This window comes from Actinomadura rugatobispora, from assembly GCF_042656285.1.
GTDB classification, from domain to species: Bacteria; Actinomycetota; Actinomycetes; order Streptosporangiales; family Streptosporangiaceae; genus Spirillospora; species Spirillospora rugatobispora.
Map to the genome: position 1 here is coordinate 54,016 of NZ_JBHSON010000028.1, position 12,434 is coordinate 66,449.

Annotated in this window: 7 protein-coding genes and 3 pseudogenes; 4 read left to right on the top strand and 6 right to left on the bottom strand. The window is 68.8% G+C overall.

Features of this window, described 5'->3' with window-relative positions; all coding sequences use genetic code 11:
- Positions 1–46: 46 nt before the first annotated feature.
- Positions 47–1,351, bottom strand: a complete 1,305-nt coding sequence (locus ACFPZN_RS20905; RefSeq protein WP_378283733.1) for a coiled-coil domain-containing protein — start codon at positions 1,349–1,351, stop codon at positions 47–49.
- Positions 1,352–1,775: 424 nt separating this feature from the next.
- On the opposite strand from ACFPZN_RS20905, the gene ACFPZN_RS20910 reads away from it, so the two are divergent.
- The 3 genes and pseudogenes from ACFPZN_RS20910 (at position 1,776) to ACFPZN_RS20920 (ending at position 4,905) form a co-directional block, all read left to right on the top strand.
- Positions 1,776–2,864, top strand: a complete 1,089-nt coding sequence (locus ACFPZN_RS20910; protein WP_378283734.1) for a tyrosine-type recombinase/integrase — start codon at positions 1,776–1,778, stop codon at positions 2,862–2,864.
- A gap of 443 nt (positions 2,865–3,307) precedes the next feature.
- A complete protein-coding gene (locus tag ACFPZN_RS20915) occupies positions 3,308–3,982 on the top strand; it encodes a tyrosine-type recombinase/integrase (RefSeq protein ID WP_378283735.1) in 675 nt (224 codons plus the stop codon).
- A 354-nt stretch (positions 3,983–4,336) separates the two neighbouring features.
- Positions 4,337–4,905: pseudogene (locus ACFPZN_RS20920) on the top strand (dihydrofolate reductase family protein).
- Between the two features lie 768 nt (positions 4,906–5,673).
- On the opposite strand, the gene ACFPZN_RS20925 reads toward ACFPZN_RS20920, so the two are convergent.
- The 3 genes and pseudogenes from ACFPZN_RS20925 to ACFPZN_RS20935 form a co-directional block, all read right to left on the bottom strand.
- Positions 5,674–6,681 (bottom strand): RNA polymerase subunit sigma-70, encoded by a 1,008-nt coding sequence (locus ACFPZN_RS20925; RefSeq protein ID WP_378283736.1) that lies wholly within the window; start codon positions 6,679–6,681, stop codon positions 5,674–5,676.
- A 96-nt stretch (positions 6,682–6,777) separates the two neighbouring features.
- The gene (locus tag ACFPZN_RS20930; protein ID WP_378283737.1) at positions 6,778–7,074 is read right to left on the bottom strand and encodes a helix-turn-helix domain-containing protein; all 297 of its coding nucleotides are present in this window, start codon (positions 7,072–7,074) and stop codon (positions 6,778–6,780) included.
- Positions 7,075–7,247: 173 nt separating this feature from the next.
- Positions 7,248–7,394 (bottom strand): annotated as a pseudogene (locus ACFPZN_RS20935) (histone-like nucleoid-structuring protein Lsr2); the annotation flags it as partial.
- A 660-nt stretch (positions 7,395–8,054) separates the two neighbouring features.
- On the opposite strand from ACFPZN_RS20935, the gene ACFPZN_RS20940 reads away from it, so the two are divergent.
- The gene (locus ACFPZN_RS20940) at positions 8,055–8,876 is read left to right on the top strand and encodes an alpha/beta fold hydrolase (RefSeq protein ID WP_378283738.1); all 822 of its coding nucleotides are present in this window, start codon (positions 8,055–8,057) and stop codon (positions 8,874–8,876) included.
- A gap of 652 nt (positions 8,877–9,528) precedes the next feature.
- On the opposite strand, the pseudogene ACFPZN_RS56715 reads toward ACFPZN_RS20940, so the two are convergent.
- Together ACFPZN_RS56715 and ACFPZN_RS20945 are read right to left on the bottom strand one after the other, a co-directional pair.
- A pseudogene (locus ACFPZN_RS56715) lies at positions 9,529–9,891 on the bottom strand (transposase); the annotation flags it as partial.
- Between the two features lie 969 nt (positions 9,892–10,860).
- Positions 10,861–12,429 (bottom strand): MFS transporter, encoded by a 1,569-nt coding sequence (locus ACFPZN_RS20945; protein WP_378283739.1) that lies wholly within the window; start codon positions 12,427–12,429, stop codon positions 10,861–10,863.
- Positions 12,430–12,434: the final 5 nt, after the last annotated feature.

A 12,434-nucleotide genomic window follows, 5' to 3' on the forward strand; every position in this document is an offset into this window, starting at 1 on the left:
CCCCGAGGCCGGTGTCCTACCTGTTGCTCGATCAAGCAGGGCTGAATCACTCGCGCCCACCCTCGCCTTGCCCCGAGCCAGCGCGATCTGCTGGCGGGTCGTTGTGTTCATCCTGCGCCGACACAGGTGGGATCGGTGTCGTCGGTGGCCTCTGAGCGGCGAGAGTCAGGGCGTGCTCGGCGCGGGCGGCGCGTTCCAGGTGCCTGGACGCGGCATCGCGGGCGGCGTCGCGGTCCTGGGTGAGCGTGTCGATCTGGGCCTCGAGCCGGACGGTCCGGGTGAGGCTGTCGCGGGCCGCGTCATGGTCGCGCGCGGCGCGTTCCTCGGCTTGGCGGGCGCGGTCGGCGGCGGCGCGGCCGGCCTGTTCGGCGGTGGTGAGCGCGGCGCCTAGGCGGGCAAGTTCGGTTTGCGCGGCGGTCAGGTCCTGGGTGGTGGCGGTGAGCCGGGTCTGGGTCTCGGTGAGTCGGCCGGTCTGCCGGTCGAGTTCGGTGCGGGTGGCCTGATGCTCCTGGCGCGCCTGGTCGAGAGCGTGCTGCAGGTCGGTGCGGGTTTGGTCCAGAAGTACACGGGTTTGTTCCAGGTTGTGGCGAGTCTGTTCCAGGTCGGTGCGGGCTTGGTGGAGCTCGTGTTCCCTGGACTCCAGGCGCTGCTGTGCTGCGTCCAGTTGCTCCTGGGTGGTGCGGGTTACGGCCTCGGCGCCGGCGCGGGCGTCGGCCTCGGCGCGGGCGGTGGCGCGGGCGGCACCGGCGACCTGTTCGGCAGCGAACGCACGCTCCTCGGCGCGCTGCTGCGCGCCCTCGGCTGCCGTAGCGGCGGCGCGGGCGCTGTCATGCCCCTGTTCGGCGCGACGGCGGGCCGCCTCGGCATCGCGGGCGCGTTCGTCAGCCTGTGCCGCCTGCTGTTCCAGAGCGGTGTTGCGGTCCACGACGGTAGCGATGATCTCCTCGACGCGTTCGGCGGCCTCGGCTTCGCGGGCGGCGCGGGCGCGTGCGTCGGCGGCGATTCCGGCCAGCACCGCCCGTAGCGCGGCCAGCGGCTCCTTGACCGCGGCGGCGGCCGGGTTGCGGCCTGTGGCGTGAGCTTCCGCCTGGCAGTCCTTGACCACCTGGCCGTCGGGGGCACGTTCGGCGGGGCAGTACTCCGGGCGCCGGCCACGGGCCTTGGGCGGCCGCGGCAACGGGGTGTCGCAGTGCTTGCAGCGCCCCCACGGCGCCGCCGGGTCGGCCCCGGGCGGCAGTCTCCGGCCCTCGCGCCGCTCCTCCGGTGCCGTCGTCTCCGTCGGCCGGGCGTCCTCGTCGGGGGTTGCCGGGGTCTGACTCGCCGGGTCGTCAGGTCGCATCATGTCGATCATGGTCGCATATTCCTTGGAAGAAGAAATGAAAAGCTGGGATCTCATTTTCTCTCGAGTAAATCGAGGCAGCACATAATCGCGGTTATGCGCTAGGCTCCTCTGGTGATCAACCTCCAGGTCAGCGCGGGAGCAGAGCCCGCCGTCCCGGCCCGTCAGCCCGGCATGTACCGGACCGCCAGCCGTGACGCCTGACGTGCCGACGGAAGACGGGGCCGCACTCTTCCCACGCGCGGGCGGCGAGCGATCAGCGCTCCCGCACGAGGAACTCGCTCCCGAGCGGCCGCTGGAGGGCATCACGCTGCGCCCGGCGCCGACCGAGGGTGCCTCCCCAGGCAGCACAGGTCCGGCTCCGCGCCCGGCTGCGAGTGCCTCCGCTCCCCCGCCTGCGGCCGCCGTCCCCGTGACGGCTTGGGAGCGGGGAGGGGTGCCGGCCACTCCGGGGGTGCCCCTGGCCGGGGACGCGCTGGCCAAACTCGACGCCGATCTCGGGCAGGTACAGGTCGGCCGCGTCGGCCCCCGCCGTATCTACCGTCGGCGTCTGGACCTACTGGCCGAGGCGTGCACGCCCGCGACCTTCGCACTCGTGCTGGACTGGCTCAGCAGCACCCGCCGCGCCTCCACGGCCACCAAGCGCAACTACGTCGACGACCTGCGCCGGGTTTGGGCCCCGCTGGCCCGTGAGGTGGGTCATCCGGCCTTCTTCGTCGGCAGCCTGACCCGCGAGCACGTGCGGATGTGGCGTTTGCGCCAGGAGAACGCGGGAGTGGCCGCCCGCAGCATCGCCCGCTACGTCGCCTGCCTGTCCTCCCTGCATACCTACGCCGCCGGGCACCTGGACCCGCCGCCCCGTAACCCCGTCACCGAAGACGACCGGCCCCACATCGCCCCTGGCAACACCGCCACCTCCACGCCGGTGCTGGAGGTCGAACAGGTCCGCGCGGTGGCGTCCTGCGCCCGCGACGAGCTGGACCTGCTGGTGGTGATGCTGCTGTACACCCTGGCCGGCCGTGTCACGGAACTGTGCGCCGCCGACGTCACCGACCTGGTCCACGACGGCGAGCACACCCTGCTGCAACTGACCCGCAAGGGCGGCAAGCCGCGCGCCCTGCCGCTCCCCCAGCGCTGCGTGCAGTTGCTCAACGGTCACATCGGCGGCCGGACCAGCGGGCCGCTGCTGCTGGACGGCCAAGGTCGGCGACTGGACCGCCATGATGTCGGTCGTATCTGCGCCCGGCTGGGACAAGCCGCCGGTGTGCTGCCCGAGCGGCACCTGACCCCGCATGTGTGGCGTGCCTCCCGGATCACCCACATGCTCGACGCCGGCGTCCCTCTCGCCGAGGTCCAGGAGTTCGCCGACCACCTCAACCCCGCCACCACCATCGCCTACTGGTCACGCCGCCAGCGCGACCTCCGCGCCCTCGCCCACGTCCAACGGGCCACCGCCCTCTTCGAGAGTGTCCCGACCCCATCCGGCGCTCCGCCCGCAGGCGCTATGCCAGATGCGGACCGTTGAGCACCAGAGGGCCCGCGCCCTTGCCTGGTGGCCCTTTCACCAATCTCCATCAGCGATCCCGGCCCAGGTCGGCGGGCTCCTTTGCATCATCTGGCCTGGCTGCGCGCCAGGTCAGGCGCGTAGCAGGTCCATCGTCCACAGCGGGGAGCATCCGTTTCGCCACGGCGAGGTGTCCGGCTACGCGGGGCGCCTCCAACGCCAGGCGTTCCAGCGTCGTGCTGGCATTGATCCGCCCCGCCTACGGCACGGCTTGTCGGTAAGGAAGCTGTCATGAGGTTCACGCGATCGTGGTCCAGTTCGCGGTGAGCTTGCCAGCGGGTGAGGGCGTCGGGTGGGACGCGGTGGTGGCGGCCAGGCTGGCGACGGAGGCGTGGCCGGAGAAGGCGAGCCGGTGCCTGCGTCGGCGCTGTCTTCTGTGGTAAGCCAGCGGCTTGGTGAGGCTGTTGAAGATCGCTGACTGGCGCCAGCAGGAGTGGTTGGCCGGGGAGCCGTCGGTGCGGCTGCGGTCCTGGCCGGTGCCGTTGGACAACAGCAAGGCGCTGACCCGCCCGCAGGTGGCCACGGTGCTCGCGCTGGACGTGCCGCTGCGGGAGCGGGTGCTGTGGACGCTGCTGTACGAGTCCGCCGCCCGCGCCGATGAGGTACTGCTGCTGAACGTGCCGGACCTGGACACCGCGAACCGGCGGGTGACCCGAAAGGGCGGCGCCCACGATGTGATCGTGTGGCAGACCGGCACCGCTCGGCTGCTGCCCCGGCTGCTGGCCGGGCGCAAGACCGGCCCGGTGTTTCTCACCGACCGCAAGGCGCGCCCCTCGGTGGCGCTGGTCGACGTCGCCCCCCGCACCAGCCGCGCCCGGCTGTCGTACCGGCGGGCAACGGAGGTGTTCGGACAGCACACCACCGACCTACCGGGCGGGCCGTACACGCCGTACCAGCTGCGCCACTCCGGCCTGACGCACGCCGCCGAGGACGGCGCCTCCACGCCGATGCTGATGGCGCTGTCCGGGCACACCTCGGTGCGATCACTGGCCAAGTACGCCCGGGTGTCGGCCGAGGCGCTCGGCCGGTGGCAGGCCGAACGCGACCCCGCCGGGCGCAGAGCTGGAGGTCGGCGATGACCGAGCCGGACTACGCAGTGGTCCAGTCAACGTTTAGCTGCGTCGGCGCTGGTAGAGGTAGGTACTCGCGGATCTTGCGGTGCACGTGCGGGCCGCTGGCCGGTGAGCGAGATGCCCAGCGTCGGGACCGCTTGGCGATCTCCAGCGCGGTGAGAGGGCCCCGGCGCTGTAGCTGTGTGACGAGGCGTTTGCGAGGGTGAAATAGAGATCCGGTCGGTGGTGCTCGAGCCCGCCGAGTACGCCGTGCTGAGTCCGGAACGCGAGGACTACCTGCGCAGGCAGATCGCGCACCGATGAGGTTTCCGCGCCGCGCCCGTCTGTACGTGTGAGATCGACTCAAGGGAGGTTGGCACGATACGGAAACTGATCTTCGGCATGAACGTGGCCCTGGACGGCTACATCGCCGCGATTGGCGACGACATCGGCTGGAGCGGTGGGGAGGAACCGGACTCGTCGCCGAGCGACGAGCTGTTCCAGTGGTGGTACGACCAGATGCGGGCGAGCGATCTGTCGCTGTACGGGCGCAAGCGGTGGGAGACGATGAGCTCCCACTGGCCGACCGGCGACCAGCAGCCCAACGCCACCCCGGCGGAGATCGAGTTCGCGCGCCTCTGGCGGGACATGCCGAAGGTGGTGTTCCATCGACGATCGACAAGGTCGACTGGAACACCCGTCTGGTCACCGAGATCGCCCGGCTCAGGGTCGAGGACGGCGGCCCGATGGACATCGGCGGCGCGACGCTCGCCGGGGCGGCCATGCGGGCCGGGCTGATCGACGAGTACGCGCTGGTCACCGTGCCGGTCCTGGTGGGCGGCGGCACGCCGTTCTTCACCGCGCTGGACAGCTGGGTGAACCTGAAACTGGTCGAGACGCGGACATTTCCCGGCGGCGTGGTGCTGAACCGATACGAGACGAGGCGATGAGCACGGGCCAAATGCTCGCTCGGCCTGTAAGGCCAGGTCGAAATCCTTCCTGGCGTGCTCACCGTGACCCTCCGCTATAAGGGAACCCCTCCCCGGGCCCTTCCTTGCGTTCCGAGTGAGCTGTTGACCGACTCCCTGAAGATGAGGATGACGGCGTCGTTGATCGTGACGATGTTGTTCGGGGGCCGGTAGCAATCGCCGAAAATCCAACGGATACGGGTCTGGCCTGCGGCGATGGGCGTCCTGGTGAGCGCGACGGCACTCCCTGCGGAGGGCAGCCGCGCGGTGAAGCGTCTTGCTTGCCGTCGGCGGGGTTTCGGCGCTAGGTGGCCGTCCGTCAGCCGGGACCGGATTGCCCTCGGAGTGGCGATGAGCTACCTGAACTGCGGTGATTCGCGGCGGCGAACGGTACAGAGCCTGTGTTCTGACGGGTGTTGGCGCCAGCCCTTGGGGGTCACCCTCCCCGAAAACCCTTCAGCCTGCCGAGCCTTGAGTTCGCATCCGATGCGGGATTCCTGCATCGGATGTGAACTGGCGACGGTTCAGTCGCTACCCATCACCCCAGGTGATGGGTAGCTTCGTTGGATCTTCGACGATTGCTACCGGCACCCCCTCTTCGGGGCATGAAGATGCCCCGCCAGCAACGCCAGCGGGACGGTGGTGTTCGCGTTGCCCGTTGGTGTTCAGCTGGTCGGGGTGCTCATTCCGCGGTCACTTCGGTGACGCTGGCCCGTGCGCTGGACTCGTCGACGCTGGGGACTTGTCTGATCACAGCGTCGCGGGCAGGCCCAGCCATGGTTTGTCGGTGACGTCGAATCCGGTGAGCTCGGCGACCTGCCCGTCGACGATGTGCAGGACCGCGATGTTCAACAAACGGTACTCCGGGTCGTCGTGGGTGCGGAGGTACAGCACGGCGGCAGGCATGCGGTTGACCGTCGTGGCGATGCAGCGCCAGTCGTCGTGGCCGCGCTGGAAGAGCCCACCGGAGACCCAGCCGTCCACCGCGTCCTTGGCCGTGACGATCAAGGTGCCCGGCTCGGGCAGCATCGCGAAGCGCAGGTCGTCGCGCAGCAGGTCCATCAGCCCGTCGAGGTCGTTGCGCTCATGGGCGTCGATATACGACTTCACCACGCCGCGCTCGTCATTCGTCAGCTCGTGCGTGGCGGGGCTCCGCCAGTCGAGGCGGCGGTCGGGCAGCTGCTCGCGCATCGTCACGCGCGCCCGCTGCAGTGCGCTGGTCACCGATGCGACGGTCAGCTCGAGGGCGTCGGCGGCCTTCGACGCCGGCCAGCCGAGGACGTCGCGCAGGATGAACACCGCCCGCTGCCGCGGCGGCAGGTGCTGGACGGCGACGATGAACGCCAGCTCGATCGTCTCCCGCGCCACCACCGATTCCTGCGGGTCCTCCGGGAGCATCCGCTCCGGGTAGGGCTGCAGGTAGCGCACTTCCGAGCCCGCGTCCGGCAGCTCGGCAGGCACGGGTGTGCGGTCGTTGCGCTTCTCCAGGAAGTCGAGGCAGGCGTTCGTCGCGATCCGGTACAGCCAGGTCCGCAGCGCAGCGTGGCCCTTGAACGACTCCCGCTTGTTCCACGCCCGCAGGAACGTCTCCTGCGTCATATCCTGGGCGTCCTCGTAGTTCGCGAGCATCCGGTAGCAGTGCACCTGCAGCTCACGCCGGTAGCGCTCCGTGATGAGCGCGAACTGTGCTGTGTCGTTTGAGCGGGCCGCCGCGATGAACGCGGCCTTGTCTGCGCCTAGCAGTCTGGCGTCGGTCATGGTCGTCAATCCTTCCGCGGGTGGCGAGGGGCTACTAGAACTGACGACGTGGCGGAGGATTTCTGATCGGTGAAGCCGCTGACACCGGGCCGTTCGTCAGGCCGGATGGGTCGGGGTCGATCCAGGGGACGTGTTCGGATCGGGCACACCCTCGATGTCGAGGTGAGGGTCGCTAGCTTGCTGCAGGTCGGGAGCCAGTTCGGCGAGTAGTTCGATCACCTCGATGACGTAGCGGTGTGCGGTCGCGGCACCGACGTCGAACGCCGCCGCCAAACCGGCGAAGGTCTTGTTGCGGCGCAGGTGCACCAGGACCAGCAGCGCCTGGCGGCCTGGCGGCAACCGCCGCCACCATGACCCGACCCGGCACCGATGCTTGCGGATCAGATCGGCCACGAACGTGCGGGCCGAACGAGACAGATCGAGGGCTGCGCGACAGAAAAGCATCGGAGCTCCTGGTGGTCAAGATCGTCGCAAATCTCGATCTAGCTGGAGCTCTCTTGTCGCTGCTCATGCCGCGCGGGACGCAACCGGCCCGTGACCTGCAGACTCAGGTTGGAATCTCCTCACGGTTGCAGAGTTCCTCTCAGCTTCTCGGCATTCGCGGCACTGAGATCGATCACGTAGGAGGTGCCGTCGAGCGAGAACGCTACCGTCTCGTCCTCCTCACCACCATCAAGGTCATCGACCAGGAGAACCTGGATTTTCTGGACCACGGCTATGCGCCTTCCAGTAGTTGCGACGCCTGCAGCACAGCAATCATCTCCCAGGCAATAGAAAGGACACGATTGAAACGATTCCTCACAGGCCGCCCAGCGGCCCGGGTTCTCGGATGCGGCACTTCAGGAAAGCAGGGACCACTGGGCAAGGCCTTTGGCCGGAAAAGGATTGGCGGCCACTTCGCCCAAGGCGTGCAGAGTGTGCTGCGGCGCGCAGGATGCCAGCACGGTAATGTCCACGTCCGCGTCCGGCGCCAGGTCTCCGAGGGGTGACGGCACAAGCCGGGCAGCTGCGGCGGAGCCCGGTGACCTCGTTGGTGCCGCGCCGCCACCAGCCTCGAGAGCAGGCTGGCTCTCCTCAGCCCCGAACCCTCGAGCGCCACAGCAGCAAAGTGTTCACAAAGTTCGCCGTCAACCGCGCGCGGAGATGGCCGGGTCCCGCCTTGCGGGCCTCGGCGCGGACAAGCCCATAGGCGGGGCCGGTCGGCAATGGTGACGTTGCTGCCAACCCGGCGGTGCCGTCCTGGTGCGTCACTGATCGCCCCAGGTTAGGTCCCGTGACCCAGGGGACAGCAGTGAGGTACTCCACGGATTCGATCGGTGCCCATGGGTGCGCTGGTCGGCCGTGCAACTCATCGTCGGCAAGGAGGAGCTGCCATGAGCACCATCACGACCAAGGACGGCACCGAGATCTACTACAAGGACTGGGGTGAAGGCCCGGTCGTGACGTTCTCCCACGGCTGGCCACTGAACTCCGATGCCTGGGACGGGCAGATGCTGTTCCTGGTGCAGCACGGCTTTCGCGTCGTCGCGCACGACCGGCGCGGTCATGGCCGATCCAGCCAGACCTCCTCCGGAAACGACATGAACGGCTACGCCAACGATCTCGCGGCCGTGATCGAGGCGCTCGATCTCAACGGCGTCAACCTGGTGGGCCACTCCACCGGCGGCGGAGAGGTCGCGCGCTACATCGGGCGCTACGGAACCAGGCGGGTCGCCAGCGCGATCCTCATAGCCGCGGTGCCCCCACTCATGCTGAAGACCGGGACCAATCCCGAGGGCCTGCCGATCGAGGTCTTCGATGACATGCGCGAGGCCCTGTTCAAGGACCGATCGCAGTTCTACCGGGATCTGGCCGCCCAGTTCTACGGCGCCAACCGGCCCGGCGCCGAGGTCTCACAGGGCATCCTCGACCAGTTCTGGCTCTGGAGCATGCAATCAGGCCTCCTCAATGCCTACCAGAGCATCAAGGCGTTCTCGGAGACCGATTTCACCGAAGACCTCGCCAAGTTCGACATCCCGACGCTGGTGCTGCACGGCGAGGACGACCAGATCGTTCCCGTCCGGGACTCAGCGCGAAAGTCGGCCCGGCTCATCAGAGGTGCCAGGGACATCTATTACCCCGGCGCCCCGCATGGAATCACCGCCACACATCAGGACCAGGTCAACGCCGACCTGCTGACCTTCCTGCAAAGCTAGCCGAGGAACCCAGTCCACCCGCCTCCCCGCGACACCGAGCGGAGAAGCCCAGCCACCGACGAACGCCACCATTCAGCGTCAAGCGGCCGTAACTGCGGACGAGACATCTCAGAACGCTCTCTTACGCCGCCGACCGTGCAGTGACCCTGCACTCCCCCAGGTCGCTCGGAGACCGATGCTGAGTCATCATCGTTGGCTGGAGTCGCTGCGGGGGCGGCGTCCCCCTCCACTATCGTCCCGATGTGCCGGTCCGGGAGCTGCTGAGCGAGAGTTCGCTGAGTGCGACGACAGCCTCCTGTTCGGACGTGAGCACGCCACCGTCGAAGATGAACATCAGGGAGTCGTCCCACGGGGTGTGGGGCGGCACCCAGTCGACGCAGAGCAACCGCTCCAGCTGGACCTCGATGCCAAACTCTTCTTCCAGCTCGCGCTGTACCGTGTCGGCCGGGGCTTGGTAGCTTCGCTCATGCCACCGGGAAGGTCCCAGTCCGGCTTGCGCTTCGGGTCGACCAGCCGCCCTCGTCACGCATGAGCAGGCCGACACTGACGCGCTTGCGGGGCTGGGTGGCATTGCCCTCGGCGAGGTGCGCCCGCCAGGCATCGGGGTCGCGTTTGTAGAGCGGTTCATCTGAGCGCATCGAACCTTCCGTCACGAGGTGGCACCGCTGCAGACCTCGGCCAGGTGTGCGCAGATCTCCTCCAGCGTGAGCCCCTTCGCGCTCAGTACAACACCATCTCCCCGACAGCCGGCGCTGTCGCTTGCGGACCATCTGCGGCTCGAGCGTGCCGACGGTGTCGTGTGGCACCCGTGACCTCGACGGGGCCGACGTCGGTGAGCACCGTCTTGGTGCGCGATCCGTTGCGGCTGTTGCCGCCGGGTCGTGCTTGTCGTAGCCGAGGTGATCGGTGATCTCGCCCTCCGGGCGGACTCCAGCACCCGCTTGGTGAGCTGCTGCAACAGCTCGCCCTCGCCGGTGCGTTGGAGCCCCTCGCCACGGGTCCGCTCCACCAGCATCGCGATCAACTGCTCGTCGGTCACCGCGTTCGGCCCCCCACCTCGGCGGTCTCGGTCATCAGGTATCTCTTCCTTGATCGTTAGATCCGCCGTCAGTTTCACGGTCCCGGCATCAGGCCGGGTGGCGAGACTGGTCTCCTCAATGGGAAGCCCTTCCCAATCGCCTCCGTCCTCCTGGTGGCCGGGGGTTCTATGACCAGGCTCCATCGTGCAGAACCCATGCCCAGCTGTACGCAGCGGTGTGCGGGCTTATGGGCCGGGTCGTGCAGGAGCAGTGTGCCCGGCAGCCATGGCAGTGCGCGGGGGTGGCCGGCCGGCGGCGGAGGTCGTGGAGTGCCTGGCGTAGCGGGATCAGGGCGCGTACGAGGGCGGCGGGGAGGTGTGCAGCGGTCTGCAGGATCAGGAGGGTGGCGCCGAGTGCGGTCAAGATCGTGGTGGTCATGGTCTCGAGGGTGCGGGGCGGGAGTGTTCGGCCGCATTCGGCAATCTCGGATTTTGTGAAGGGGCGGGTGTCCGGTTCTGGGTGGTTCTAGGCTGCGAATGCGGAGCTAATACGGCGGCCGCGTGGGGAGCCCACCCGCTCACGCCGCACTGCGGCGTCTCGTCGCGACCCATCGCTGATCAACCGCTCCGCATGCTCCGACGCCCGCATTTCCGCCAGGATCCGCAATGGCTCCCGTAGCGCCGGGCTGACCTCCGCCGGGCCAGCCGCGCGTTCTCGGCCCGTCGCGGATCAGCCGGGTGAGCGTGGTGACCCCGGCGGGCAGCCGAATAGGGTGCGGATCTTGCACGAGTGTTTTCCGGGCGGCTGCGTTCACCGATCGCCCCTCCCACGTGGGAGCGATGTACCGGATAAGGTGCCCGAGTCACGCATAAGTCGCGGGGGGCCTGGCACCTTTCGGATGTAACTATCGCGTCGTGAAGAAAGCCCGCGCCTAGGGGGCGCGGACTTTGCCTTGTATGCCGGTTTCATGCCTCGGTGGCCTCGGGTACCGGGTCGGCCTTCTTGTTCGTGGTGTCGTCATCGCCGTGGGAGTTGCGCACGTGCCGGAACGCCTGCAGGGCGAGTACGGCCAGGCCGACGTAGAAGACGGCGCTGACGATGCCCACCACCTGCACACCGGAGGTGAACGCGTCGCGGGCGGCGGCCAGCAGGTCGGCGCTTTGCGCTGCGGGCAGTCGACCGGCCGCGTCGATCGCGCGGTCGATGCTCTCCCGGGCGGCGTCGGCCGCGCCGGGTGGCAACGTGCCGAGCGCGCCCTCCACGTTGCCCCGGTACACCGCCGTCCCGAGCGTGGCGATGCCGAGCCCGAGCCCGAATTCGGTGGTCGTCTGGACGATCGACGCCCCGGAGCCGGCCTTCTCGGGCGGCACGGTCCCCATGGCGAGGTGGTTGCAGAGCGCGGCCAGCGGTGCGGTGCCGAGCATGACGACGCACATCGCGATGAAGATCGTCTCGGGGCCGGACGTCGGGTCGGCCAGCGTGAAGATCATGTAGCCGGCGCCCGCGACGAGCAGTCCGCCCGCGATCAGGTAGGCCGGACGGATGCGGTTGGCCAGCGGTGGGGTGGTCAGGTTGCCGATAATCATCAGCACATTGGGCACCAGTAGGAGCAGGCCGGCCTCCAGCGGGGTGAGGCCGGTGACGTTCTGCAGGTGGAGCGTGACGAGCAGGAGGGTGCCGGTGCCCACCAGGGCGGTCACGAAGAACAAGGTGAGCGCGGAGCTGAACGTGCGGTCGCCGAACATGCGCAGGTCGAGCAGCGGGTGGGGCAGGCGCCGCTGCCGCTGGACGAACGCCGCCCCCACCGCGATGCCGGACGCCAGCGCCGCGGCGGGCAGCCACTCCCAGCCGTTGCGAGCCAGTTCCTTGAGCCCGTAGACGAACGGCAGGATCGCCGCGAGGGACAGCAGGACGCTGACCGGGTCGAGTTCGCCGGGCTGCGGCGCACGCTGGTCGGGAAGCAGGGAAGGGCCGAACACCAGCAGCAGCACGATCCCCGGCACGGCCACCAGGAACACCGAACCCCACCAGAAGTACTCGAGCAGCACGCCACCGACGAGCGGGCCGAGCGTCGTGCCGCCCATGAAGCAGGTCAGATAGATGGCCAGGGCGCGGCCGCGTTGCTTCTGGTCGGTGAACATGCCGGTGACCAGGGCCAGCACCGACGGCATCACCGCGGCACCTGCCACGCCGAGCAGCGCACGGCCGGCGATGAGCATCTCCGGGCTCGTGGAGAACGCCGCCGCCACCGACGCGGTGCCGAACACGGCGCCGCCGATGAGCAACAGCTTCTTGCGGCCGATCCGGTCACCGATGGTGCCCATGGTGACCAGGAAGCCCGCGATCAGGAAGCCGTAGATGTCCACGATCCACAACTGCTGGACGCCGCTCGGCGTGAGGGCGGCGGTCAGGTGCGGAACGGCCACGTACAACACGGAGAAATCCATCGAGACGAGAAACGTGGGAAGGCCGAGCAAGGCCAGCCCGGCCCATTCCCGCCGCCCGGCTCTGGGCCTCGTGTTAGCAGTGGTCACGATCT

Coding starts and splice junctions, on each gene's coding strand:
- ACFPZN_RS20940 (WP_378283738.1), top strand. CDS start 8,055: ATGAGCACCATCACGACCAAGGACGGCACCGAGATCTACTACAAGGAC.
- ACFPZN_RS20925 (WP_378283736.1), bottom strand. CDS start 6,681: ATGACCGACGCCAGACTGCTAGGCGCAGACAAGGCCGCGTTCATCGCG.
- ACFPZN_RS20905 (WP_378283733.1), bottom strand. CDS start 1,351: ATGATCGACATGATGCGACCTGACGACCCGGCGAGTCAGACCCCGGCA.